Origin of the sequence: Moorena sp. SIO4A1 (assembly GCF_010672065.1) — a bacterium.
Classification (GTDB): domain Bacteria; phylum Cyanobacteriota; class Cyanobacteriia; order Cyanobacteriales; family Coleofasciculaceae; genus Moorena.
Window position 1 is genome coordinate 1 of sequence record NZ_JAAHHX010000023.1, and the last position, 24,843, is coordinate 24,843.

A 24,843-nucleotide genomic window follows, 5' to 3' on the forward strand; every position below is an offset into this window, starting at 1 on the left:
GTCAAGGAAAAGAAGTAGCAATGATAAGTGAGTTCTTTTGGAATTGGTTGCGCCGTGTACTTGGAGACTTGTTCGCACGGTGCTTTGGGGACGAAGCGGGAGCAATCCCGCTGACTTACCCGATTTACCCTTAATAAAAACCTCCCCCATCTCCCCATATTCCCCTCCTGGTCGGGGTTAGGGGTGGGTTCCCATCTCCCCATATTCCCCTCCTGGTCGGGGTTAGGGGTGGGTTCCCATCTCCCCACACTTCCTATAATTATGGGTATTCAACCTAACTTAATATTACTTCCCAATACAGAAACGGCTGAAAATGCGGTCAAGCACTGATTCGGTTACTTCCTCTCCTGTAATTTCTCCCAAGGCTTGAATTGCTCCACGCAAATCTATGGTCCAAAAATCTAAGGGTAACTCTTGCGCAATAGTTTTTTGCACTTGCTCAAGAGACATTTTCGCCCGCGTCAAGGCAGCAGCTTGTCGTTGGTTAATGGCTAAATCTAAATCAGCGGCTTGCAGGTTGCCACGATTTACTGCGTCAAGAATTGCCTTCTCCAGAGCATCAATCCCTTGATTGTAGGCAGCAGCTGTCTTAACTACCTGCTCTATAGTATTAGGATAGCATAGGGTAGATTCACTCTTATCACTGGCCAGGTCAGTTTTGTTAATCACTAGAATTACCGGACGTTCTTGCACCTGTTGGTAAATTTCCTGATCCCCTGCACTCCAGCCAGTGGTTGCTTCAATCACCAGTAATACCAAGTCAGCCGCCATGGCTGCACTACGCGATCGCTCTACTCCAATCTTCTCCACTTGGTCAGCGGTTTCGCGAATTCCTGCTGTATCGAGTACCTGTACCGGGATTCCCCCTACCACTAACTGAGATTCCACCACATCCCGAGTGGTACCAGGAAGGTCAGTGACAATAGCGCGATCGCATCGACTCCAGGCATTCAATAAACTCGATTTTCCGACATTGGGTCGCCCAAGGATCACCACTTTTAAACCCGTGCGCAATAGTTCACCCTGATCCGCTGTGGCTAATAGTCGGGATACTTCTGTTAAGATATTGTTAAGTTGAGCTACAATTGCGCCTTGATCAAGGGGCGGTAAATCCTCCTCAAAATCAATTCGAGCCTCAATTTCTGCCAAAATATCCAGGCAAGTAGCTCTGGCTTCCCGAATGGGTGTGGCGAGCTTGCCCTGCAACCCAGCTAGGGCGGCTTGAACGGCTGCTAGGGAGCGAGACCCCACTAAGTCCGCAACACTTTCTGCCTGAGTCAAATCCAAGCGCCCATTTAAAAATGCCCGTAGGGTAAATTCTCCTGGCTGTGCTAATCTCGCTCCTTGTTCGAGGCACAATTGCAACACTTTTTGGACGGGCATGATCCCACCGTGGCAATGGAACTCTACCACATCTTCACGAGTGTAGGAACGGGGAGCTTGCATAATCAGCAGCAATGCCTCATCCACTAGCTGTTGGGTTTTGGGATGACGCACATAGCCGTAGAGAATCCGGTGACTCTCCCAAGCCTGACGCCCCGGTGCCTGGAATAAAGTACGGGCAATTGCGATCGCATCTCTTCCTGACAGTCGCACAATACCGATACTGCCTTGTTGGGGGACAACTGCTGTTGCGATCGCAGCAATGGTTTCACTCTGGAACATCTGAGATCAAATTCGGTTAACTTATGATCATATCTCTTTTAGTGGTCATAGGTAATGGGTCATGGGTAATTATAGAGGAGGGAACAGGGAACATAGAAGAGACAATAAGCAACAGGCAAGAAGCAAGAAGCAACAGGCAAAAACATTGCGTACCTTACTAGACTGAAATATATGAGTTTTTAAAACGATAATTTTTGGTAATTTTATAATAATTAATCCAGATTTTACATTATTTTGTTTACGGTTAAACTAGGATGGTTGTATTACCACTAGCTATAGGAGTTATTTTTATTTATTTTTTTTATAAAGATGAGCATTTTTATGTGAAGTTATTAACGATCATGAAATTCCATTTATCAAGATAATAATAAATTTAACTATATAAAAAAAGATTCGATGAACCTTGTTAAGTATTCAGCAATTTAAATTTAAAATTAAAACCGATTAAGATAACCGTATCAGAAAGATTTTACGAATAAGCCAGATGAAATTAGCTGTGAGTAGAATTAGTCAATCCCTGAGCGTTCTCTATGTGTTGGCAGGACCTCTTTGGGTTATACCGACAATAGCACAGCCGATTCAAGCCGATCACACCACTGACACGGAAGTTATCCAAGATGGTAATCGCTTTGATATTGACGGAGGTACTCGATCAGGTGATGGCTCTAATCTATTTCACAGCTTTCAGGAGTTTGGTTTAGACCAAGACCAAATTGTTAATTTTTTGTCTCAACCCGGTATAAAAAACATTCTCAATCGGGTTACAGGTGGCAACGCTTCAGTGATTAACGGTCTCATCCAAGTCACAGGGGGCAACCCCAACCTGTTTTTAATGAACCCAGCGGGGATAATTTTTGGTGCCGATGCCCAGCTGAACATCCCAGGAGCATTCACCGCTACCACCGCTACAGGTATTGGCTTTGGTGATAATAATTGGTTTAGTGCCTTTGGTAACAACGACTACTTTTCTTTAATTGGAACACCTAGTGTCTTTAGGTTCGAGACATTAGGTACACCAGGAGCCATTATCAATCAGGGCCAGCTAGAGGTGACACCAGGAAATAACCTAACCTTACTCGGTGGCACTGTGATCAGTACTGGAGAACTGGTAGCACAAGATGGAAAAATTACGGTAGCTGCTGTACCAGGGGAAAGTTTAGTGAAAATTAGCCAAGAGGGGCACTTGCTCAATTTGGAAATTCAGCCCCTACTAACTGACCAACAATCCTTGACGCCTGTGCAATTTCCTGAACTTTTAACTGGCGCTGATGTAGGTCATGCCACAGAATTCAAGGATAATGGTGATGGTACTGTAACGTTGAAAGATTCAGGCATCACTTTGGCCTCTGGAGATGTAGCGGCAAAGCAAGTAACGGCACAGACTGCAACCCTATCGGCCAAAAATAACCTGACTCTAGTAGAAAGCCAGCTGTCTACTACGGGAGACTTAAACCTACTGGCTCAGAATGAAGTGGTGGTAAGGGATACTGTTGAGAATCCCTTCAATGCTATAGCGGGAGGAGACCTCTACATTCATGGGGATTTAGGTATTGATATTCTGGCACTGAATCATCCCAAGACACCTTTTCAGAGTGGCGGTAATCTCAGTTTAGTTAGTGATGGGATTATTTCCGGAGATGCTCACTTTGCCAGTGATGGTAGTTTCTCGATTCTGAATTTATCTAGTAAACCAGGTAATTTTCTGAGCTTATATGACCCGATTATTATCTCTAGAGGCGATGTCATCTTTGGGGATTATACAGGAGCTTCTCTGAAAGTAGAATCTACCGGAAGTATTCAGGGGGGAAATATAAAGATCACACAGCCAGATACCACTGGCTCGATTCCCACTTCCGATCCAGATTTTGATAATTTGACCCAAAGCCGCTCTCTGATTTTGCGAGCAGGTTTGAGTGAGGATCAATTGAGTAATCCAGTTAATTTTGATCCTAATCAATCAGTCACGGTAGAGGGCACAGAATTTTCTAATCTCGAACAGAATTCATCGGAAGGGAGTATCACTATTGGTAATATCGATACGAGTTCTGATCAGGGTGATGCTGGACCTGTAATCTTATCAGCTCAAGACGACATTATATTCCGTAATAATGATGGTTTGATTATTACCACGATTAGGACGACAGAAACAGGGGGTAGTAATTCTGGTGATGTAACCTTGGAAACTGCACAGGGAAGCATTCAGGTAAATGGTGAGACTCTCACAATTATTACCGAGGCATCAAACGGTGGAGATTCTGGTAATATAACCTTTAAGGTTCCAGATTCAAACAATGTTAACTTTGATAATATTGAGATCAACACACAAGCTCAGAGGGGTGGAAATGCTGGTGATATCATAGTCTTCGCTCCTGACATTACTAGCGAAGCTGATAGACAAGCAATACGAGAACAAATAGAATCTAACTCACGGTTAGATGCTATCAGAGGTACACCAGGAGAGATTACTTTTAATCCGGGAGACCCAACGGATGGTGGCACCGGTACACCACCGGATGATGGTGACACCGGTACAGATACACCAACCGATGGTGGTAGCGGTATCGATACACCAACCGATGGTGGCAGCGGTACAGATACACCAACCGATGGTGGCAGCGGTATCGATACACCAACCGATGGTGGCAGCGGTATCGATACACCAACCGATGGTGGCAGCGGTATCGATACACCAACCGATGGTGGCAGCGGTATCGATACACCAACCGATGGTGACACCGGTATCGATACACCAACCGATGGTGACACCGGTACAGATACACCACCAGATGATGTAACGGTTTTACTACCGGATGATCTAAAAGTTTCACAACAGGTAGACTCAAAAATCCCCACACCGGATAACTCATCAATAACACCGCCAGAGGTTCCACCATTGGTAGAGCAACCAATTACACTGGAGGCGACTGTTAAAAGTGACCTAGTCTATGGCATAGAAAAAGCCTTCACAGAAGAATATCAGGCATACTTTCTGCGACAGCTCAAGACCAAAATTTATACTCAGAATGATGTGCGCGATCGCATTCGTGAGCTTGAGCGGGAGACGGGTCTCAAGAGTGGGGTTATTTATGTCAGTTTTGTCAAAAACTCCCTGACATTACCAGGAACGCGATGCCAAACTCCAGCAATCCCAGCAGCCGAAATTGACCGACGATTTGGTTACCAAGCCTCTGATCTATCTTCAGAACCGGAAAAATGCTTACAAAAAACCGATGACCAGCTAGAACTGTTGCTGATCACAGCAGAGGGTAATCCAGTTCTGCGGCGAGTCTATAACGCAAATCGTGCTGAGGTCCTAGCTAAGATCAGGACTTTTCATCGAACACTGATAAATCCCCGAAGCTTTGATGATAAGGAGCATCTCAAACCAGCTCAGCAACTTTACCAATGGCTGATCGCACCGTTGGAGTCTGAGTTAAAAGCTAATAAGATCGACAGCCTGATATTTGCCATGGATCAGGGTTTGCGCTCCCTACCCCTGGCTGCTCTGCACGATCAAAAGAACTATCTAGTGGAAAATTATAGTGTCAGCCTGGTGCCTAGTCTTAGTTTGACCTATTCTCGGTTTACCAATGTTCAATCCTTCCGACTGCTGGCGATGGGAGCCTCCCAATTTTCTGATAAAGAGGATTTGCCTTGGGTAAAAGTCGAGTTACAAACAATTATCAACAAACTGTGGAAAGGTAACTATTTTCTCAACGAAAGCTTCACTCTGGAAAATTTAAAGGCTCAACGAAAAAAACGGAAATTTGGCATCATTCACTTAGCTACCCATGCTCAGTTTAATCAGGGAGCTCCTGAAAATTCTTATATTCAAATGTGGGACAAAAAACTGGGGCTCGATGAACTGGAAAATCTATTTTCTGAGCCATCGGTAGAGTTGTTGGTACTCAGCGCTTGCCAAACTGCTTTAGGCAATCGGGAAGCAGAGCTAGGTTTTGCTGGATCAGCGTTTCAGGCAGGGGTTGACTCCACTTTAGCAACCCTTTGGTCTGTCAGTGACCAAGGGGCTATGGGGCTGACTACTGAGTTTTACCGTCAGTTAAGAAAGACACCCAGTAAAACTGAAGCCTTGCGACAGGCACAGTTAGCAATGATTCGAGGCAATGTCCGGATTGAGAATGATCACTTATATATCTCTGGTAAGAGAATTGCGTTATCTTCACAATTGTCAGAATTTGGAAATCAAAGCTTTAGCCATCCCTACTTTTGGGCTGCTTTCCTGCTAGTTGGTGATCCGTGAACAGGGAGTAGGGAGTAGGGAGTAGGGAGTAGGGAGGTAGGTGTGGGGAGATGGGGAGATGGGGAGATGGGGAAATGGGGAAATGGGGAGATGGGGAGATGGGGAGATGGGGAGATGGGGAGATCCTGACTCAGATGATAAAATACATCAAGACAATGAGAAAAAAAGTATTTAAAGATACTAAATTAATCTCAAACTAATTCTTCCCTCTCCTCCCTCTCCCCACACTACCCCCTCTCCCCACACTCTTCCCCCTGCTCCCTGCTCCCTGCTCCCTGTTCCCTTTAAACTCAAATACTATGTCCTAAACTATACTTCCCTTGCTATAACCCAATCGTTTTCAGCATTTCCAAATGCTTTGAAACCGGTACAAGGGTATTGGCAGTAATCATCCCGCTGGCGGCAACTGCTGGTAAACCAATACCGGGAAAGGTTGAGTCTCCACAGCACATTAGTCCAGGTAGGGGTGTGCCAGGACCAGGAAAGATGCCAACTCCTGCTCGAATTGCTGGACCGTAGGAACCTCGGTGGCGGCGCAGAAAGCGTTCGTGGGTGAGCGGTGTACCGACTAGAGTGACTTCACAACGGGAACGAATGTCTGGAATGATCCGCTCCAATCCTTTCCACATGATTTCTGCACGCACCTGCTTTTGTTGTGCATAGGCTTCACTGCTACGACTCATCCCCTGCCAGAGTTCATAGGGTTCGTTACCTGGAGTATAAACGTGAATCACGTGTTTTCCTGGTGGTGCTAGGGATGGGTCTAGAAGGGATGGAATCGATAGCACTACTATATTCTGGGGAGCGGTAACACCCTTTTCCCAGTCATTAACGATAATGTAGTGGCAGGCTAGGTCTTTTTCTAGTCCTTGAGCATCAATCCCTAAGTGGAGATGCATGAAGCTGTCACACTCAGGAGTAGCGTTTCTCTTGGCTCGATAGGATTTTGGTATTGCTGAATCTGGCAGTAGTTTGAGGGTATCCCATACTGAGATATTAGACACTACTGCTTTACGGGCTCGGATTTCTTTGCTGCCCCGCAGACGCACACCTACGGCACGGTTGTGCTCGACTATCACTTCTTCAACATGAGCATTAACTATCAACTGACCGCCATGTTTTTCTAATCCCCGCACCAGGGCATCAACCAGGGCACCACTACCACCAATGGGATAGTCTAGCACTACCCCTGGTCGATACCATTCCGCAAACATAAAGGCCATCTCTGCCGCAATGGTTCCATCCGCTGGTAGTCCAGATAATAGAAAACAAAGCAAATCGAGCCAATTACGGCTAAAGTTGTCTTTGAGAACACCGTCCATAATCTGGCTAAAGGGTCCTCTGAGCTTGATAGAATCCCCAGCATATCGTAGGAAAGAGGGGGCAAATCGGCTGAGGGTGACTACTGCGCCGAGATCAAAACGGATGGCAGTGAGGGGAATTGCGATCGCAGCCTTAGCTAGGGGTTCCATCACCCGCTGAAGCTCACGCCATTCGGTTACAGCATCATTACCACGAAGCCTGGCTAGAACCTCACAAAACTGATCCGCACCAACGGAGGTGTCAAAGTCCCCTTCAGGCAAACGGCAACCCCATGTATTGTAGGTTTCCCATGATAAATCCTCACCAATGGCATCTAGCAGTTGTCGCAGAGGATTGGAAGAAGGGCTATAAGACAAACCTGAGTAAAGAGACGGACCGGAGTCAAACTTGAATCCATTGCGCTCAAAAGCGTGAGCAGCACCACCAGGGATTGAGTGGCTCTCGCAGACTGTGACGTTAAAACCGTAGCGAGCTAGAAGAGAGGCGCAGCATAAACCACCAATCCCACTGCCAATTACAACTATATCTGTTTCTTTACTCATTGAAATTTGGGCTCGATAGTTTGGTTTATTTTATAGTAGGGAGTAGGGAGTAGGGAGTAGGGAGTAGGGGTAAGAAAATTTACGGTTCTTCAGTATCTGTTATGGTGAACTATCGCTTTTTATCGCTTTGATAGTTTGATCATTTATTTTTTATGCTAAATCGAAAGTGAAATAGCATTCCAAATAGGGCGTTGGTACTGTTCTGGTCATCCGCTTTTCCCTGCTCCCTGCTCCCTGCTCCCTACTCCCTAAAACCCATAACACAATTACCTCAAGCAATTGATAATTGCTATAAAAATTCTATATTACCAATTTCTCTCGAATCGTTTCTTCATTTGCCCTAAACCCTACCAATACCGCTGTGCCATCCTTCACAAATAGGGGTCGCTTCAGGAGCATCGCATCTTTTGCAAAGGCTTCAACCCACTGTTCATCGGTCCAAGTCTTTTTTTCTTCACCTATTTCACGATAGGATTTCCCAGAGGTATTACGCATTGGTTTAGAGCCCAATGCTTCTACCCAGCTGCTAATCATCTCTGCAGTTGGTGGATGCTCTTTTGTGTTGATGAAATCATATTCAATACTGTTATCTTCGAGCCATTTCAATGCTTTTTTGCAAGTGCCGCAGTTGGGGATACCGTAGACTTTAATTGACATAATTTTTCTCCTTATTTTAAAAAAAGGGAATAGGGAGTAGGGAGTAGGGAGTAGGGAGTAGGGAGTAGGGAGTAGGGAATTTGCCGATTTTAATTTACCGACAACTGGGGCGAATTATAATTTTAAATAGGGTGTAGAGCGTAGGATATAGCAGATTAAATTTATTTAATTTATTACTAAATTCTACACCTGGTAACCCTACACCCTACCCTAAAACTACACTTTGAATTTATCGGTAATTCGCTGCATCGCTTCTTCTACATTTTCCCGACTATTAAATGCGGAAATGCGGAAATAACCTTCCCCGGCAGCACCAAATCCAGAACCAGGGGTTCCGACTACATTGGCAGTGTTGAGTAATTTATCAAAGAAGTCCCAACTGGATAGACCATTAGGTGTTTTGACCCAAACGTAAGGGGCATTTACGCCACCATATACTGTTAATCCAGCGGCTGTTAGTTGATCGCAAATAATTTTGGCATTTTCCAGATAGAAGTTAACTAGTGCTTTAACTTGCTCTTGGCCTTCTTCAGAATAAACGGCTTCAGCGCCCCGTTGTACAATATAGGAAACCCCATTAAATTTAGTACAATGGCGGCGGTTCCAAAGTGGCCACAGTTCTACATCTGAACCATCGGATGCTTTGGCTGTTAGGGTCTTTGGTACTACTGTTAATGCACAGCGGGTGCCGGTAAAGCCTGCATTCTTGGAAAAAGAGCGGAATTCAATGGCACAATCCCTTGCTCCCTCAATCTCGTAGATGGAGTGGGGTAGGTCTGGGTCAGTGATAAAGGCTTCGTAGGCTGCATCAAAGAAAATGACCGAGCCATTAGCTTTGGCATAGTCTACCCAGGTTTTGAGGTAGTCTTTGCTAGCGGTTGCTCCGGTAGGGTTATTCGGGAAGCACAGGTAAATTAAATCAACCTTCTGGGAGGGAATCTCAGCGGTGAAGTTGTTCTCGGCGGTAATCGGTAGATAAACTAAACCCTCATACTTACCAGCATCATTAGCATCCCCGGTATGACCAGCCATGACGTTGGTGTCTACATACACGGGATAAACTGGGTCAGTAACGGCAATCTTGTTATCGTTGCCAAAGATGTCGAGAATGTTGCCAGTGTCGCACTTGGAGCCATCGGAGATGAAAATTTCCCCAGGGTCAATCTCACACCCCCGGCTTTGGAAATCGTGGCTAGCAATTTTTTCCCTTAACCAAGGGTAGCCTTGCTCTGGACCATAACCTTTGAAGGTGGCGCGATCGCCCATTTCTTCAACGGCTTTGATTATGGCGGTGCGGCAGGCGGCTGGTAGTGGTTCGGTAACATCACCAATCCCCAGCTTGATTAGCTTAGCATCGGGATTGGCTTCTGCGAAAGTATTGACCCGTCGCGCAATTTCGGGAAATAGGTAGCCAGCTTTGAGTTTGAGGTAGTTATCGTTAATGCTTGCCATAGTAGATTGGTATATACGCCCTCAACACAGCTTACACTTCTTTCAGAAGTCGGGAATAGGGAGTAGGGAGTAGGGAGTAGGGAATAGGGAATCGGGAATCGGGAATCGGGAATCGGAAAAAAAACAGCGTTGCTGAATAATGGAATGATTGGAAAAGTTTTTAGGTGCGCTTGACCCATTAAGAATTAAATTCGCCACGGATCGCACCTGTAGAATGGGCATCCTGCCCGTTCGAGATCTGGTCGAGTTGCGTAGGGTGCGTTAGGGACGGGCTCGCCCTGATTTTCTCGGTAGCCAGTTTTGGGAAATTCCGTCCCGTAACGCACCACTGATAGCTGATATGGAAATTCCGAAATTACTCAACACTGAAATCAGTGATGTAGCAGCAACATCCCTACTGACTTTGTATTGCCATGCCCTAGAAAGTCAGTCAAAAGACCCAATTTTATTGGATCCATTAGCTGTTGAAATTACTGATAAATTAAACCCTGAATTATCCCAGTCAGATAACAAGTTTTATCAAAGCTTGGCTAAGGGCAAGGTAGAAAAAAAATTGGTGGTTCATATTGCTATGCGCGCCAAACGCTATGATGATTATGTCAGAAATTTCCTGGAGCGATCGCATCACGGAATTGTTGTTAATATTGGTTGTGGCTTGGATCCTCGTTTCCACCGGATCGATAACGGTAAGGTGATATTCTATGACCTTGATTTCCCAGAGGTGATAGCGGTTAAAAAGAAACTGTTGCCAGAAACTGACCGCTATCGCTTTATTCCATCTTCGGTCTTGAATTATGAATGGATGGAAGCAATAACACAGTTGAACCCTGATTCATTACTCTTTCTGGCAGAAGGGGTGCTTATGTACCTTCAAGAAGACGAGGTAAAATCATTAGTGTTGAAACTGCAATCAACGTTTCCTGGCTGTGAACTTATTGCTGAATTTTTCAATGCTCTTTGGTTAAAGCCGCCCCTGCAAGGAATAATGAACAGAAAATTACAACGGGATTTGCATTTGGGAAACGATGCTACGTTCAAGTTTGGAATTCGAGATAGTAAAGACTTGGAGGGTTGGAATCCAGGTATTGAATTCCTGGATGATTGGTTTTATCTTGACGAACCAGAAAATAAACTTGGTTTGCTGAGAGTTTTGAAAGATATTCCATTTTTCAGGAAAATACAGTGGACTGCTCGCTATAAGTTAAATTGAAAGGGAATCGGGAATCGTGAGTCGGGAATCGGGAATCGGGATATCCGAGAAAAAAATGTTAATTCGTAACTACCAAGTATCAGATGCCAAAGCTGTTGTCGATGTCTACAAAAATGCTATCATGGAAATAGCTTCACAAGCGTATAATAGTAAACAAGTAGAGATTTGGTCATCCTATCCTAAGGATAACGACCAGTTTACGAAACGGCTGAGTATGGGAATAACACTTGTTGCAGTTGATGGCAATAAGATAGCGGCTTTTGGTCAATTACATCCCGCTAATCACATTGATTTACTGTTTACGGCAAAAGACTACTCTCGCCAGGGTTATGCTACAGCGATTTACCAACAATTAGAAGATGAAGCGTTAAGGCAAGGGGTTACTTGTCTCTATACTGAAGCTAGCAGAATTTCTAAGTATTTCTTTCTCAAACAGGGATTTACTATTATTGAACCGGAGACTGTATTCCTCAGTGGGGTAGGGTTTGAACGGTTTAGGATGCAAAAGGTCATGTAAGCGGTCAGCGGTCAGCGGTCAGCGGTCAGCGGTCAGTGGTCAGTGGTCAGTGGTCAGTGGTCAGCTTATTTTATTCAAAAGCTGTTCGGTGTAGCTTGGCCTACAGCCAATGGCTGTTCGCGTAGCGTGCGCGTAGCGCATAAGCTGATAGCTTATAACTGATAACTGATAGCTGACGGCTGATAGCTGACGGCTGATAGCTAATAACTGATAGCTGATAGCTGATAGCTGATAGCTGATAGCTTACCCATTGATTACCTGTAAAGCGGTCAAGTTCAAATCACCGAAAGTCTGAGAAACAATCTGCTGATTCCCACTAAATTCTTGTTTTTGATAACTACCGTCTTTCAAGACTAGGACAGTTACTAATTGGTCTTGGGAGTCAATAATCCAATATTCAGGAATAGCCCTTTGTTGGTATTGTTTTACTTTATCACTGTAATCACGTTGGTAGTTTTCATCATTTTGGTTTCTGTAGGGGCTAACTACCTCCGCAACAAACTGTGGGGGTTCCATATCAAGGGTGATAGTTAGGCGTTTTTCCGTTTGGAGAAGATGTGCTTCCGTAAGCACTACCAAATCAGGATAGCGGTTTTGAGGATTTCCTGGAACTTGCAATTCGCAATCGTGTATCCTGATTAAACGAGGGTTAATGTGTTGGGCTAATTGATACATTAGCCACATCGCCCTCCAACTATTTGATTCACTCTCCGGTGGCAATTGTACTAACTCCCCATCAACCAGCTCATAACGGTTATCTGTGCCGTCATCATATTCCAGGTATTGGTCAAACGTGAGTTTGGAGGTGGTTTTAACCATCGTGCCATTCGCAGTTACTGACTTTAATCCTACAGTTTCTAGCGTGAACTACCCCGACTTACTTCTTTGTTCGCGAAGCGTGGCCAAAGGCCAAGTCGGGGCTTCCAGCTTCACGGAAGAATGCCTTAACTTGGACGGGCGTCCACGTCTTGGTCTTACTTCTTCGACCCTGGCGTTGACCTCCCCCGTCCCAGAGGAGGATAGCATTCTGATCCCTTCTGCTCTAATATTCTTTGCCGCATTACCATCTCTGTCGTGGTGAGTTCCACAACTTGGACAAGTCCAAGCCCTGACATCCAGTGGCAACTCCTTGATTCGGTAATGACAATTAGAGCAGGTTTTGGAACTAGGAAACCATCGGTTTATTTCAACTAATACCTTTCCTTCTTTTTCGCACTTATAAGACAGGAAGTTTACAAAGGTTCCCCAACCCATATCAGAAATTGCTTTAGCTAATTTATGGTTACGTTCGCGAAGCGTGCGCGTAGCGCACAGCATGCCCTTGACATTTAGGTTCTCGACTACCACCACTTGGTTGTTGTCAACTATCTTTCTAGATAGTTTATGCAGATAGTCTTGGCGGACATTTCTAATCCGTTCGTATACCTTGGCTACAATCTTTATGGCCTTTTTGCGTCCATTGCTGCCTTTTTTCTTTCGGGCAGCGATACGCTGTTTTTTAGTCAGTTTCTTTTCGGACTTGGCTAAGTGCTTTGGATTCCCAAACTTGGAAGTCTTTTCGCCATCGTAGGTAATAGCAAAATCCTTAATACCCAAATCAATTCCGATAACATTTCCTTTTTTGGAAGGCTGCAAATCATCCGGCTCATATTCCATTAACACCGAAGCATAATATTTTCCAGATGGAGTCTTGCTAACGGTTACAGTTTTAATTTCTCCATCTAGTGGTCGATGGATTATTGCTTTGATAATGCCTAATCTTCCAGGGAACTTCAAGTAGTTGCCAACTTGTTTTACGTTCTGGGGATACTGAATTGATTGACGATGATGATATGATTTGAACCTAGGATATTCAGCCCTACCCTGGCCGTAGGCCACGCTGACGCGAACAAAGAAATTTTGATATGCACGACTAAGATTGAGACTCACGGATTGCAAAACCTGAGAGTAACAATCTTTTAGCCATTCAGTCTCTTTTTGTTTTTTGAGCTTTGGCAACATAGAGTTGAGTGCAGATTGTTTTAGCCCCTTGCCAGTTTCTTTGTAGGTTTCTATGCACTGATTCAAAGCATAGTTCCACCACCAACGAGCGCATCCAAAATGCTGAGCTAACACTTGAATTTGCTCTTGTGTGGGATAAATTCTAACTTTGACGGCTTTATGTTTCATTGCACTCAAACTTGTTGGAGATGAAACCTTAGAATAAAGAAGCCTTTATGGTTAGTCGGCTATGCATAAAAGGGTTAAATCTTTGTGATTAAGGCTTCTTTATTCTTACGGTAACTTCAAAATCGACCATGCTTACTATTATATGTATTTCACAGTAATGTGTCAAGGGATAAAAGAAATTTTCTGTCTCGCTATCCATCCTAGAGACGCGCACCTTAGTAGAGTGGAGCCTTAATCAAACAGTTTTAACCCTTTTTCCCATAGCCGACCAACCTTAAAGGCGACCCTCTACTTACGGTAACTTCAACACCCTGGAAGAGGGTGGGGAATTTCGCGAGTTTTGTTAAAGTTTTTTAGGGCGTTCCAGTACCGGCTCTTCAATAGCATCCCGTAGCCTGTCCAGGTTTCGGGTAAGCATTCAGGCGTGCGCTTAGTGCATTAGCTGATAGCTAATAGTGGATAGGTTAAGGTTTCCGAATGGTAAAATACTGGACAGATTGCTTGTTTTGGATGTAGCGATCGCTTAGTTTATAATTCTGTGATCGCTCATTTTTTTTCTCTACCCACCCTAACCACACTTACAACACTTACCATATTTACCACGCTTAAGGGAAGCCTATTGCTGGAACGCGCATCTTGCCTGTTCCCTGTTCCCTGTTCCCTAGCTTTACAGGTGGTGCGTTACGGGGCGGACTATCCCAACCCTGGTAGGAGGTTAAAAATCAGAAGCTTTCCGCCCCTAACACACCCTACGCAGCTAAATTCTAAATTCTAAATTCTAAATTCTAAATTCTAAATTCTAAATTCTTCATTCTTCATTCTAAATTCTTCATTCTTAATTCTTCATTCTTAATTCTTCCCATTCCTCCAACAAAACATCTGGAAGACTACCAAGCATTTCATCCCAAGTACTACCAGCCTGTAATGCTTCGATAACTATAGGAAGTGGTTCAGAAAAAATGTTAGGAAAATCAGCTTCTCCAGGAAGTCGAATGCTGAAAGCTAATTGCTCCTTTGGGGGATTGAATTGAGCATCAATTCCCTCACGGTTTCCTCTGGGATCAATTCGATACCAACCGAATTCAGCTAAGTAAACGGCATTTAAACCATGCAAACTGTAAGGCTCACCATCGTCATGAATGCTTAATCGCTGATAACAAAAGCCTGCTGGAATTCCATTGGCTCGTAATAGGGCAGCTAGCAAATGGCTTTTTGCGTAACAATAACCGGTTTTATGCTTAAGTACATCCGAGGCACGACAGGTGACAGGGTTCATTTTATAGTCAACGCTATGGCAAATGTGGTCTCGAACCCACTCAAAACAGGCTTTTGCGATCGGCGTTCGCGCAGCGTGGCCAAAGGCCTCAGCCGCGCCAAAGGCGATCGCATTCGATGTTTGATGCTCTAGGGCAATTGTCCTCGCCAGTTCCAGAATTGTAGGATGTTGCCAATCGATGATTGCACTGGTTTGTAGATAGTCTTGTGTATTCTCCATATTAAAACGGGAGTCGGGAGTCGGGAGTCGGGAATCGGGAGTCGGGAGTCGGGAGTGAAAAAAATAGCAATTAAAGTAGGGTGGGCAAACTAATATAATCTAGAATACTCAAAAGAACCAAACGGTTTTTGCCCACCCTACAAGCTGTTCCCTGTTCCCTGTTCCCTGTTCCCTATTCCCTATCTCCCCATCTCCCCATCTCCCCATCTCCCTATCTCCCTATCTCCCTATCTCCCCACACCCCCCATCGGTCTCCAATTCCCCGAAACAATAAAACTCGCCCAATAATAAGGATGCTGATACCTCTCATCTTTCAACATGTCCAGTTGCGTCTGCCGCAGAGCCTCGGTGCGCCCCATGTTATCGTCTAGCAAGCGCTGATAGTAAGCCAGCATCAGCTCTTTAGTGGCTTTATCCTGTACCTTGCGCAAACTGATTAGCTGAGTTTGTGAACCAGCAATTACAAACGCCCGACGCAAGCCATAGATGCCCTCTCCTGAACTAATCCGTCCGGAACCGGTATCGCAAGCGGATAAGACCACCAACTCCGTGCCAGACAAGTTAAGTCCTACGGCTTCCAAAGCAGTGAGTACCCCATTCTCTGCACCAGTTCGCTTCTGCTTAAACCCTGCTAGCACTAGTCCGGACAACAGCATGGGATTGTCATAGAGTGTGGGCAGTTCTTGATTGGGAGCATTCTCAGAGAAACCATGGGTAGCAATATGCAGTATCCTGGGACTATTGACTCCTTTGACTGCTGACTCTGTGGCCTTACCACCCAGTAGAGGGTCTACTCCTAGCATGTCAGCAATTTCTTTTACTTCATCGGCAGTGCCTGGTAATGGTGAAAAGTCCCAGGTTGATAGGTCAATGGAACGGGTAAGGTCGGCACTGGCGAGATTGCTATGATCCTGATTAGCAATTAATTCACCAGCAGAACGGTCAAAGTCAGGATTGCCCAACATCACTGGAGCTGTTTGACTAGCAGATTCCTGGGATAATCTGAGTAAGTCCCTGCCAGAGGTAAGGTAAGTAAAGCGATAGTTTTCTACCAGATACTGCTGTTGCTGATCCACCAGGGCTTCAAAGGGAATCAGATTGAGCTCTCCTTCTGGGGACAGTAAGATCTGTCGAGTAGACCCTAACAGTTGGCGCACAGGATCCATCAACCTCTGATCCACTTGCCGTGCAGCTTGCTTCAACTGAGCGGTGGGTGTGTCTTTGTCTTGAATAGAGAGGCGAAACAGCTCTAACTCTTTTTCAATCAACTTAACCTCCCCTAGGTCAATGCCTTGGGGGTCTCCTTGGGAATGAAGCACGTAGGCAGCGTAGCGAGGGGAACCCCGTTGATACTTGACCAGTTCCACTAGGGCTGTATTAGCTGGAATCAGCGTTTGAATGGCTTCGAGAGTCACAGCTTGGTTAGCTGTGCGAAAGTCAGGGCTACGACGGCTAATTTTATCCTCTAATTGGTTGGCTTGTTCAGAGAGATAATTCAACCTCTGTTGATAGTATTTAAGAGGTAGATTTGGTAGTCGCTTGTAGATCAGATTGGCTCCTTGAGTGGGGTTAGAATTGAGGTCATCTAGTAACTTTGGGCTTTTAGGGTCTAAGCTTTGGCTGTAGAACAAGTTAGCTAGTTGAGTCCGGGTAGCGTTGAGGTCTTCCAGTAACTTTTGGCTTTCAGGGTCTAACTGTTGACCCAGGATTTGCTGGCTGTTGGTGATGAAATCGAGAACGCGACCTTTTCGCCGGAGGACGGTAGTCAAGGCCAGACGTGCTGCTCTGGGATTGTTGGGAGCTGTATTGAGGTGCAGAGAAATGACTGTGTTTGTGCTACCAGAGATAGTATCAAGGTACTTTCGCTTTTGAGGCTCAGAACCAGCAACCAAATTGGAGTGGAGGTTCCGTTCTTCTACCTTCAATCCTTGCTCCAACAGCTCAAGGGCACGGCTGATCTTACCTTGAGTGTGATACAGTAAAGCCAGGTTGTTGAGGCTTAATGCTACCTGTGGGTGTTCCTCTCCTAGCAACCGTTTAGTCAGCTCTAAGGTTTGCTGCAACAGGGGTTCGGCTTCTTGGTACCGCCCCTGGTTCAAGTACACTAAAGCCAGGTTGTTGAGGCTTAATGCTACCTGTGGGTGTTCCTCTCCTAGCAACCGTTTATTCAGCTCTAAGGCTTGCTGGAATAGGGGTTCGGCTTCTTGGTCCCTGCCCTGGTTCAAGTACAGTAAAGCCAGGTTGTTGAGGCTTAATGCTACCTGTGGGTGTTCCTCTCCTAGCAACCGTTTAGTCAGCTCTAAGGTTTGCTGCAACAGGGGTTCGGCTTCTTGGTACCGCCCCTGGTTAAAGTACACTAAAGCCAGGTTGTTGAGGCTTAATGCTACCTGTGGGTGTTCCTCTCCTAGCAACCGTTTAGTCAGCTCTAAGGTTTGCTGCAACAGGGGCTCCGCTTCTTGGTACCGCCCCTGGTTCAAGTACACTAAAGCCAGGTTGTTGAGGCTTAATGCTACCTGTGGGTGTTCCTCTCCTAGCAACCGTTTAGTCAGCTCTAAGGCTTGCTGGAATAGGGGCTCCGCTTCTTGGTACTGCCCCTGGTTAAAGTACAAGAAAGCCAGGTTGTTGAGGTTTAATGCTACCTGTGGGTGTTCCTCTCCTAGCAACCGTTTAGTCAGCTCTAAGGCTTGCTGCAAGAGGGGTTCCGCTTCTTGGTACTGCCCCTGGTTAAAGTACACTAAAGCCAGGTTGTTGAGGCTTAATGCTACCTGTGGGTGTTCCTCTCCTAGCAACCGTTTAGTCAGCTCTAAGGTTTGCTGCAACAGGGGTTCGGCTTCTTGGTACCGCCCCTGGTTAAAGTACACTAAAGCCAGGTTGTTGAGGCTTAATGCTACCTGTGGGTTTTCCTCTCCTAGCAACCGTTTAGTCAGCTCTAAGGCTTGCTGCAACAGGGTCTCCGCTTCTTGGTACCGCCCCTGGTTAAAGTACAGTAAAGCCAGGTTGTTGAGGTTTAATGCTACCTGTGGGTTTTCCTCTCCTAGCAACCGTTTATTCAGCTCTAAGGCTTGCTGGAATAGGGGTTCGGCTTCTTGGTACTGCCCCTGGTTAAAGTACAGTAAAGCCAGGTTGTTGAGGCTGGTGGCCACATGGGGGTGTTCCTCTCCTAGCAACCGTTTAGTCAGCTCTAAGGCTTGCTGCAAGAGGGGTTCGGCTTCTTGGTACTGCCCCTGGTTAAAGTACAGTAAAGCCAGGTTGTTGAGGCTGGTGGCCACATGGGGGTGTTCCTTTCCTAGCAACCGTTTTCTTAGCTTTAAGGCTTGCTGGAAGAGGGGTTCGGCTTCTTGGTACTGCCCCTGGTTAAAGTACAGTAAAGCCAGGTTGTTGAGGCTTTCTGCCACATCTGGGTGCTCTGCTCCTAGCAACCGTTTTCTTAGCTTTAAGGCTTGCTGGAAGAGGGGTTTAGCTTCTTGGTACCTGCCCTGGTTCAAGTACAGTAAAGCCAGGTTTTTGAGGCTTTCTGCCACATCTCGGTGGTCTGGTCCTAGCAACCGTTTTCTTAGCTTTAAGGCTTGCTGGAAGAGGGGTTTAGCTTCTTGGTACCTGCCCTGGTGTAAGTACAGTTCCGCTAGGTTGTTGAGGCTTAATGCTACCTGTGGGTGTTCCTCTCCTAGCAACCGTTTTCTTAGCTGTAAGGCTTGTTGCAAGAGGGGTTCGGCTTCTTGGTACCTGCCCTGGTGTAAGTACAGTTCCGCTAGGTTGTTGAGGCTTTCTGCCACATCTCGGTGGTCTGGTCCTAGCAACTGTTTTCTTAGCTGTAAGGCTTGCTGGTAGAGGGGTTCAGCATCTGAGTACCTCCCCTGGTGTAAGTACAGTTCCCCCAGGTAGTTGAGGCTTTCTGCCACATCTCGGTGCTCTGGTCCTAGGACTTGTTGTCGAATCCCTAATGCTCTTTCCCCTAGGGGGATGGCTTCTAAGTACTTTCCTTGTTCATAAAGCTCCAACGCTTGCTTAACAAGTCGAGATGCTTCTGCTAGTTTTCTTTTAATGACAGACTCCCTTGACTCAGTTGATGGTGAGCTTTCTTGAGCTTGGGCTATACCCGTCTGTCCCCATGGTGGCACGGGAACTGCCCTCATTCCGATCACAGCCACTACCGTAGCCGCCATCAGCCCTTGCTTGATTGAGATCCTTGCCTTCATCAACGATTAGCCCCCTAAAATCTTAACCATTTTTTGTTCCAGTTGACCTGCCCTGACCTGATCTCCCAAGGTTTGATAAACCTCTTTCCCTTTCTCTAGCCACGCGATCGCTTCATTCTTCTGACCGATGATGGCACTGGTGACTGCCAGTCCCCCAAGCACTTGAGCTTGAGTGTCTAAATCTCCTGCTGCCTTGGCTAGTTCTAGGGCTTGCCGGTAACGCTCCCTAGCTAGGCGATTTAATCCCACTTGTTTGTAAATGTCCCCCAGAAGTTGATCAACCCGGAGCGACTCAGATCCATCAGCCAAAATTGTTTCCAGCAGGTTAATGGCTTCAGTTTTCAAGTCATTGCTGCGGTACAAATGAGCCAAAGCTAGTGCTTCTGCTGGCTTACTCAACTGCTTTTGCTTAATTTCCTCCGCTGCTGCTGATACCTCCTGGGCTTTTTCCTGATCGAGGATGGTAAAGCCGAACACTCCCTCGTCCTTAGAACTTTTGCCTTGGTCAGTCTCGACAATCAACCAATAACGAGCCCCTGGTTGTAGGGACTGCTTTCCTGAGTAAACTATCTCCGTTGCACTAGTTTGCTGGTTCCACTCCACCCCTGGACCAGTCACTCTCACCTGGTAAGTGCTCGCGCCCTCAACCTGATGCCAGCGCAAGAGCGGTTGCTGATTGAGCAGGAAGGTATCCCGAGGTCTGAGAATATAGGGAATGTCTGGATTATTGTTTCGTCTCTCAGGCAGTGTATCCTCGTCGAATTCCAATAGCTTTGGCGTTGAGGTAGGAGCACAGCCTTCAGAGACGATATAGTCTCTGCCAGCTTCCGGTTGCCACTCCGTTAAGTTCTGGCATAGTACTTTGGCAAAACTATTGCTGGCCAGTAAGAGGTGATCCTTAGCCCCCAGTGATGCACCAATAAAGGCTGGCTGATAATCCGGCCAACTGGAACGCTTAAGTTTCACCTGACCTTGAGGACGAAGAGCCACAACTAGATTTAAACCATTTCCGATCGGACGAGCTGGTCTAGCTAAGCTGACTACCAAGCTCAGCCCCAGGATTAAGCCAATCAAAAGTTTCCATTTTTGCCATTGCATGATCGTTTACCTGCCTCCTTTAACGCTTTGTGAGCTAAAACTAACCATTTCGGTTGATCAGGATTAACAATTGAACCTAGCTGGCAACACTTTTGCCATTCTTGAAGCGCTTCGCCATTGCGGGTTTGCTGTTCATAGACCTGAGCCAACAAACAATGGGCTGAAGCGCGAGTTGTGATTTGTTCCATTCCCTCCGCTGTGCTAGCTAAAGCGATCGCTCCCGTTAGAATGGTCTCCGCTTGGTCTAGTTCCTGTTGTTGTAACAATGCCCAACCGAAATTTTTCATCAAGTTGTATCTGACTCTCAAAGGCTGATTTTCCGTCTCCTGTAAACTCTTCCACAGCAGAGGCGTAGCCAATTCTGGTTTGTTTTCCAATATCCACAAGCGAGCCAAATTGTTCTTGGCCTTAATCAAATTCTCCTTAACAGCGAATTGATATTGACTCTTAGCTTTATCGAAGTCTTGCAGGTCTTCGTAGAGGGACCCTAAATTATAGTGAGCCTTGGCATTGTCTGGATGGAGAGCCAAAGCCTGAAGATAGTTAGCTTCAGCACCAGCCAAATGCCCCTGATTATATTTCTTGACTCCCTGGCGATTGTACCAATCGGAAAAAGCTGGCTTGTTCAACGATAATAGGACTAGAACCCCAAACAGCAACAATGTGGAAGCGAATTTGGCTTCTTCATGGTAAGGCTTGGGAATACGCAGCCTGTTGAGTAATTTTTCAAACCCTTCTTTTCCAGCCTGGGTCAGTTCGCTTCTGGCTTGCAATAGGGTTAAGATACTCGGAAACGCCACCACTGCCACTCCCGCAACTCCGGTCCCAGCACTCAGAAATCGGGGCACAATATCCACCAACAAGCTCAGATTCACTGTCCAACTGCCCACCGTCAGCCCTCTCCACAACCAATCCCAGCGGTCCCAGAGATGAGGTGGTGCTTCTGTTTCCAATCGCCACCACCACGCAGCGGCTTGAGGCTGAAAACTGTTTCGGTATTCAGCTAAGTCCATGACTTTGGTAATCTGCCCTGCTTTGCTCTTAAGCTCACGGTCCAACTCAACCAGTCGCTGTTGATCAGTTGCAGATAGGTGATTACACTGACTCCAAGCCGCCTGCACAGCATCCCTGGCATTGAAAATCTCTAGCACTTCCTTTACTTGAGGAGATTGAGACTCTTTTAGGTTAGAGAGTGCTTCTTGATAGCAATTAAGGGCAGTTTCTAGCTCAGAAGTAGTCATCTATAATTTGACGACTCAATAGCACAGTACAGAAGATTCTTTTGTAGTTTAGATCTTTTTTTATCTATTTGGAGCAATTAGGAAAAAACTCTTGCGTAACTCATAACTAGTAAAAACGCTATATCTCTTAGGGAATATGCCGTAAGGAGTAGACCCTAGGGAGTAGTGGTTCAGTTATCAGAAAAAAATAGCAATTAAAGTAGGGTGGGCAAAGTCATCTAATCATTAATACTCATTTGAAGCAAACGGTTTTTGCCCACCCTACAAGCTTCAAAGGAGTAGGGAAAAAAAATAGCAATTAAAGTAGGGTGGGCAAAGTCATCTAATCATTAATACTCATTTGAAGCAAACGGTTTTTGCCCACCCTACAAGCTACGCGAACAACCAACCAACCTTCAACCTTCCCAAACCTTGGCCAAAAGGCCACGCTACGCGAACAACCTTCAACCTTCCCAAACCTTGGCCAAAAGGCCACGCTACGCGAACAACCTTCAACCCTCTTAACCCTTCAAAAATCAATAGCTAACAAAATCGTTTCCATCTCTTCCCGTGACAATCCCCCATGAGCGCCCAACTTGTGTTGTTCAAAACGGTCTTCTTCATACCACCAAACCGTTTCATATTTATGGGGTAAAATCACTAAATTACCTAACCGATTAAGCAATAATGGGGAGAGTTCACCTATACCGAAATACCCTTGTTCAATTAATGTCGTGGTGCGGTACACTGTTGCTCGATCTGCCAACTGCTCCGTCAGCAAATCATAGACTTTATCCAAATGGTCGTCCTGAATGTACAACACCATATCCCGACATGACCCCCCTGGCACCAACAGTTTACCTTGGGCATTCCTTTTAATAAACTGTTCAATAGAAGGGCTAAGCTGATTCAAATAAATAGTAGTCTCTGGTGAAACTTCTATTTGTCCATGATCAGCCGTAATTAGTAATAATGTATTCTTCAGCTTACCAGCTACGGTTTGATATAAAAGTCGCTCCATGGTTAGCAAAAGCGTGCTAACTTCAGCCTGGAACTGGAGGGAGCCAGGACCGTATTTATGAGCCATCCCATCAATAGTATCCAAATACAGAAAAAAGTAGCTCTTATCGGATTCAGCGATCGCTGCTTCAGTCAGGTTAACTAATGCTTCAGGAATAGTTTTGTAGGAAACAGTAGTTGCCCCATCACACACCGCTCGTGAAAAAGGAGAGTAAGCATAATTGTAGTGTTGAAAACAATAAGATTGCACACCATACTGTTGCAATTTTTGATAGAGAGTTTGGGTAGGGAAAAGGCTTTGCTCAGAAATACCAGTTGTGTGTAAGGTTCCCCGTTGCTTATCACCCGCAAACGAAAACATCAAGGGAGCAATAATATCATCCAACAGCGGCTCATAGTAAAACCAATGGAAGACACCACTCTCACCAACCGGAAGCCCTGAATGAATAGTACTCACATGAGCAGCAGTTGTGGAAGGAAACTGGGTAGTCAATTTAGAAGCCACACCTTCTACTACAAACCGCTTCAAAAATTCCGATTGTTCAACATAGTCCTCAAAAAAACGCCACCCGAAAGCATCAACAAAAATCAGAATAACCTTATCATAGCGATCCGGTAATTCTCCTAATACACTCCTAGGTAAACCCATGTTTCCTTGACCGGTGAGCAGATGATAGATCATCTGGGGAATCTGGGAGAAACAATAGGAGTCATAAAGGGGCTTACCAATGTGGTCATTTATTCTAGCGTTTTGAATAGCTTTTAAGGATTGAGAGTTAATCATAGATAGCAAAGGGAGTAGGGAGTAGGGAGTAGGGAGTAGGGTGTAGGGTGTAGGGAGTAGGGTGTAGGGTGTAGGGAATCGGGGAAAATACTGTTTAGTTCATTACTATATGGAAACGCTATTCTATAGGATTTGTTAATCGATAATTTAGCCTCCTGGTAATTTAGCATAGCACAACTAAAAATGCAACTTAAGTTTAATAGTTTCACTATTTACTATCCCCTATGCTACTCATAATAAAAAGCGATGCTCTGACAGAAACGATACGCGATCGCTTCCTAGGGTTGATCATACTTATGATATAGCGTTTATTGGATGTATGAGGTACACTTATCAACCTCAAAGTCCCCCTTATTAAGGGGGATTTAGGGGGATCTCTTTCTCAAAGTACCCCTTATTAAGGGAGATTTAGGGGAATCTCTTTCTCAAAGTACCCCTTTTCACTAGGAATTTAGTGGGTTCTTTTTGTCCCTCATAGTAAAAATAATTATTATATCCAGTAAATTTATTATCCCGACTCCCAATTCCCAAAATTTACTACTCATAAAAAAACAGATTGCTGATGGGATGCGATCGCTTTATTTAAATTTACCCTCCCAAAAATAAATTTTCAAAACCCTTGACAAATTAATATATAATCATTACTATTATAAATGTAAACAAAAAGCAAGAGGTTCACCTTATGCCTTCACAATTACCGCCTAACTCAGATAATAATCCTGACGAGTCTTCCCCAAAAAAAATCCCTGTTCAGCATATTTTAAAGGGGTCCCGCAAGGCCATACTTAATACGATGCATACCCTGTATGTACTCCGTTACACGGAAATTTCCGACTGGACTCCTCTTCAGCCGACGGGGATTCCGGGAGAGTTCATCACAATTACCGTCAAGTACTTGATTATCCCGTAAAACGTTAAATTCCTGGGGGGCTTTGCCCCCAGCTAACTCATCGGGTCTAATCCCATAGGGTCACGTCTGGATAGGTGAAAAAACTGAATGACATAAGGTAACATTCCTAGCCGTGGATAGTATTTCTGCGGCTATTTTTTTGGGGTTAGCAGGTTGAAGGTTATTTTGTTGAAGGTTAGGAGGTTGAAGGTTATTGTGTTGAAGGTTGAAGGTTAGGAGGTTGAAGGTTAGGAGGTTGAAGGTTGTTCGCGTAGCGTGGCCTTTTGGCCAAGGTTGAAGGTTAGGAGGTTGAAGGTTGTTCGCGTAGCGTGGCCTTTTGGCCAA

At 45.4% G+C, this 24,843-nt stretch carries 21 protein-coding genes; 6 read left to right on the forward strand and 15 right to left on the reverse strand.

Annotation, left to right across the window (positions count from 1 at the left end; translation table 11 throughout):
* Both F6K53_RS16545 and mnmE read right to left on the reverse strand, forming a co-directional pair.
* On the reverse strand, window positions 1–248 hold a 248-nt coding region (locus F6K53_RS16545), incomplete at its 3' end, for a hypothetical protein (protein ID WP_293070347.1).
* A 37-nt stretch (window positions 249–285) separates the two neighbouring features.
* Window positions 286–1,665, reverse strand: a complete 1,380-nt coding sequence (gene mnmE / locus F6K53_RS16550; protein WP_293047845.1) for a tRNA uridine-5-carboxymethylaminomethyl(34) synthesis GTPase MnmE — start codon at window positions 1,663–1,665, stop codon at window positions 286–288.
* Window positions 1,666–2,149: 484 nt separating this feature from the next.
* Between mnmE and F6K53_RS16555 the strand changes: the two genes are divergently transcribed.
* Window positions 2,150–5,926, forward strand: a complete 3,777-nt coding sequence (locus F6K53_RS16555; protein ID WP_293070349.1) for a CHAT domain-containing protein — start codon at window positions 2,150–2,152, stop codon at window positions 5,924–5,926.
* A 323-nt stretch (window positions 5,927–6,249) separates the two neighbouring features.
* Here the strand turns inward: F6K53_RS16555 and F6K53_RS16560 are convergent, their stop codons facing one another.
* The 4 genes from F6K53_RS16560 to F6K53_RS16575 all read right to left on the reverse strand — a co-directional run bounded on the left by F6K53_RS16560 (window position 6,250) and on the right by F6K53_RS16575 (window position 10,122).
* Complete coding sequence (locus F6K53_RS16560; RefSeq protein ID WP_293081373.1) at window positions 6,250–7,791, reverse strand: NAD(P)/FAD-dependent oxidoreductase; 1,542 nt, start codon at window positions 7,789–7,791, stop codon at window positions 6,250–6,252.
* A gap of 300 nt (window positions 7,792–8,091) precedes the next feature.
* Window positions 8,092–8,448, reverse strand: a complete 357-nt coding sequence (locus tag F6K53_RS16565; RefSeq protein WP_293024265.1) for a Spx/MgsR family RNA polymerase-binding regulatory protein — start codon at window positions 8,446–8,448, stop codon at window positions 8,092–8,094.
* Between the two features lie 216 nt (window positions 8,449–8,664).
* Window positions 8,665–9,900 (reverse strand): LL-diaminopimelate aminotransferase, encoded by a 1,236-nt coding sequence (locus F6K53_RS16570; protein WP_293070353.1) that lies wholly within the window; start codon window positions 9,898–9,900, stop codon window positions 8,665–8,667.
* Window positions 9,901–9,942: 42 nt separating this feature from the next.
* Window positions 9,943–10,122, reverse strand: a complete 180-nt coding sequence (locus tag F6K53_RS16575) for a hypothetical protein (RefSeq protein WP_293024271.1) — start codon at window positions 10,120–10,122, stop codon at window positions 9,943–9,945.
* Between the two features lie 118 nt (window positions 10,123–10,240).
* Here F6K53_RS16575 and F6K53_RS16580 point away from each other — a divergent pair, with 118 nt between their 5' ends.
* Window positions 10,241–11,110, forward strand: coding sequence for a class I SAM-dependent methyltransferase (locus tag F6K53_RS16580; RefSeq protein ID WP_293070355.1), 870 nt, complete (start codon window positions 10,241–10,243; stop codon window positions 11,108–11,110).
* 16 nt (window positions 11,111–11,126) lie between these two features.
* On the forward strand, window positions 11,127–11,627 hold the full coding sequence (locus F6K53_RS16585) for a GNAT family N-acetyltransferase (protein ID WP_293070357.1): 501 nt from the start codon (window positions 11,127–11,129) through the stop codon (window positions 11,625–11,627).
* 243 nt (window positions 11,628–11,870) lie between these two features.
* Here F6K53_RS16585 and F6K53_RS16590 read toward each other — a convergent pair whose 3' ends face one another.
* Together F6K53_RS16590 and F6K53_RS16595 are read right to left on the reverse strand one after the other, a co-directional pair.
* Window positions 11,871–12,446 carry a Uma2 family endonuclease gene (locus tag F6K53_RS16590; RefSeq protein ID WP_293024276.1) on the reverse strand — a complete coding sequence of 192 codons (576 nt, stop codon included), beginning with the start codon at window positions 12,444–12,446 and terminating at the stop codon, window positions 11,871–11,873.
* A 48-nt stretch (window positions 12,447–12,494) separates the two neighbouring features.
* Window positions 12,495–13,796, reverse strand: a complete 1,302-nt coding sequence (locus tag F6K53_RS16595) for an RNA-guided endonuclease TnpB family protein (protein WP_293070359.1) — start codon at window positions 13,794–13,796, stop codon at window positions 12,495–12,497.
* Window positions 13,797–14,415: 619 nt separating this feature from the next.
* On the opposite strand from F6K53_RS16595, the gene F6K53_RS16600 reads away from it, so the two are divergent.
* Window positions 14,416–14,571 carry a hypothetical protein gene (locus F6K53_RS16600; RefSeq protein WP_293081376.1) on the forward strand — a complete coding sequence of 52 codons (156 nt, stop codon included), beginning with the start codon at window positions 14,416–14,418 and terminating at the stop codon, window positions 14,569–14,571.
* 60 nt (window positions 14,572–14,631) lie between these two features.
* On the opposite strand, the gene F6K53_RS16605 is transcribed toward F6K53_RS16600, so the two are convergent.
* From F6K53_RS16605 to F6K53_RS16620, 4 genes are all read right to left on the reverse strand, one after another.
* Window positions 14,632–15,291: a transglutaminase family protein gene (locus tag F6K53_RS16605; protein WP_293070361.1), complete on the reverse strand. Its 660-nt coding sequence runs from the start codon at window positions 15,289–15,291 to the stop codon at window positions 14,632–14,634.
* Between the two features lie 227 nt (window positions 15,292–15,518).
* The gene (locus F6K53_RS16610; RefSeq protein WP_293081379.1) at window positions 15,519–19,487 is read right to left on the reverse strand and encodes a tetratricopeptide repeat protein; all 3,969 of its coding nucleotides are present in this window, start codon (window positions 19,485–19,487) and stop codon (window positions 15,519–15,521) included.
* 6 nt (window positions 19,488–19,493) lie between these two features.
* Window positions 19,494–20,585 (reverse strand): tetratricopeptide repeat protein, encoded by a 1,092-nt coding sequence (locus F6K53_RS16615; protein WP_293024286.1) that lies wholly within the window; start codon window positions 20,583–20,585, stop codon window positions 19,494–19,496.
* On the reverse strand, window positions 20,558–21,826 hold the full coding sequence (locus F6K53_RS16620; RefSeq protein WP_293070366.1) for a tetratricopeptide repeat protein: 1,269 nt from the start codon (window positions 21,824–21,826) through the stop codon (window positions 20,558–20,560). The genes F6K53_RS16615 and F6K53_RS16620 overlap by 28 nt, the downstream gene beginning before the upstream one ends.
* 340 nt (window positions 21,827–22,166) lie before the next feature.
* Here F6K53_RS16620 and F6K53_RS16625 point away from each other — a divergent pair, with 340 nt between their 5' ends.
* On the forward strand, window positions 22,167–22,352 hold the full coding sequence (locus tag F6K53_RS16625) for a hypothetical protein (protein WP_293070368.1): 186 nt from the start codon (window positions 22,167–22,169) through the stop codon (window positions 22,350–22,352).
* Here F6K53_RS16625 and F6K53_RS16630 read toward each other — a convergent pair.
* Both F6K53_RS16630 and F6K53_RS16635 read right to left on the reverse strand, forming a co-directional pair.
* On the reverse strand, window positions 22,335–23,609 hold the full coding sequence (locus tag F6K53_RS16630) for an alkaline phosphatase family protein (RefSeq protein ID WP_293070370.1): 1,275 nt from the start codon (window positions 23,607–23,609) through the stop codon (window positions 22,335–22,337). The two genes, F6K53_RS16625 and F6K53_RS16630, sit on opposite strands and share 18 nt — an antisense overlap.
* Window positions 23,606–23,779, reverse strand: a complete 174-nt coding sequence (locus tag F6K53_RS16635) for a hypothetical protein (RefSeq protein WP_293070372.1) — start codon at window positions 23,777–23,779, stop codon at window positions 23,606–23,608. The genes F6K53_RS16630 and F6K53_RS16635 overlap by 4 nt, the downstream gene beginning before the upstream one ends.
* A gap of 512 nt (window positions 23,780–24,291) precedes the next feature.
* Between F6K53_RS16635 and F6K53_RS16640 the strand changes: the two genes are divergently transcribed.
* Window positions 24,292–24,519 (forward strand): hypothetical protein, encoded by a 228-nt coding sequence (locus F6K53_RS16640; protein WP_287256427.1) that lies wholly within the window; start codon window positions 24,292–24,294, stop codon window positions 24,517–24,519.
* 60 nt (window positions 24,520–24,579) lie between these two features.
* On the opposite strand, the gene F6K53_RS16645 is transcribed toward F6K53_RS16640, so the two are convergent.
* Window positions 24,580–24,843 carry a hypothetical protein gene (locus F6K53_RS16645; RefSeq protein WP_293070374.1) on the reverse strand — a complete coding sequence of 88 codons (264 nt, stop codon included), beginning with the start codon at window positions 24,841–24,843 and terminating at the stop codon, window positions 24,580–24,582.

Excerpts from the sequence above, each read along its gene's own strand:
- mnmE (WP_293047845.1), bottom strand. The coding sequence starts at position 1,665 with ATGTTCCAGAGTGAAACCATTGCTGCGATCGCAACAGCAGTTGTCCCC.
- F6K53_RS16555 (WP_293070349.1), top strand. The coding sequence starts at position 2,150 with ATGAAATTAGCTGTGAGTAGAATTAGTCAATCCCTGAGCGTTCTCTAT.
- F6K53_RS16560 (WP_293081373.1), bottom strand. The coding sequence starts at position 7,791 with ATGAGTAAAGAAACAGATATAGTTGTAATTGGCAGTGGGATTGGTGGT.
- F6K53_RS16565 (WP_293024265.1), bottom strand. The coding sequence starts at position 8,448 with ATGTCAATTAAAGTCTACGGTATCCCCAACTGCGGCACTTGCAAAAAA.
- F6K53_RS16570 (WP_293070353.1), bottom strand. The coding sequence starts at position 9,900 with ATGGCAAGCATTAACGATAACTACCTCAAACTCAAAGCTGGCTACCTA.
- F6K53_RS16575 (WP_293024271.1), bottom strand. The coding sequence starts at position 10,122 with ATGCCCATTCTACAGGTGCGATCCGTGGCGAATTTAATTCTTAATGGG.
- F6K53_RS16580 (WP_293070355.1), top strand. The coding sequence starts at position 10,241 with ATGGAAATTCCGAAATTACTCAACACTGAAATCAGTGATGTAGCAGCA.
- F6K53_RS16590 (WP_293024276.1), bottom strand. The coding sequence starts at position 12,446 with ATGGTTAAAACCACCTCCAAACTCACGTTTGACCAATACCTGGAATAT.
- F6K53_RS16595 (WP_293070359.1), bottom strand. The coding sequence starts at position 13,796 with ATGAAACATAAAGCCGTCAAAGTTAGAATTTATCCCACACAAGAGCAA.
- F6K53_RS16605 (WP_293070361.1), bottom strand. The coding sequence starts at position 15,291 with ATGGAGAATACACAAGACTATCTACAAACCAGTGCAATCATCGATTGG.
- F6K53_RS16610 (WP_293081379.1), bottom strand. The coding sequence starts at position 19,487 with ATGAAGGCAAGGATCTCAATCAAGCAAGGGCTGATGGCGGCTACGGTA.
- F6K53_RS16615 (WP_293024286.1), bottom strand. The coding sequence starts at position 20,585 with ATGCAATGGCAAAAATGGAAACTTTTGATTGGCTTAATCCTGGGGCTG.
- F6K53_RS16620 (WP_293070366.1), bottom strand. The coding sequence starts at position 21,826 with ATGACTACTTCTGAGCTAGAAACTGCCCTTAATTGCTATCAAGAAGCA.
- F6K53_RS16630 (WP_293070370.1), bottom strand. The coding sequence starts at position 23,609 with ATGATTAACTCTCAATCCTTAAAAGCTATTCAAAACGCTAGAATAAAT.
- F6K53_RS16635 (WP_293070372.1), bottom strand. The coding sequence starts at position 23,779 with ATGCTAAATTACCAGGAGGCTAAATTATCGATTAACAAATCCTATAGA.
- F6K53_RS16640 (WP_287256427.1), top strand. The coding sequence starts at position 24,292 with ATGCCTTCACAATTACCGCCTAACTCAGATAATAATCCTGACGAGTCT.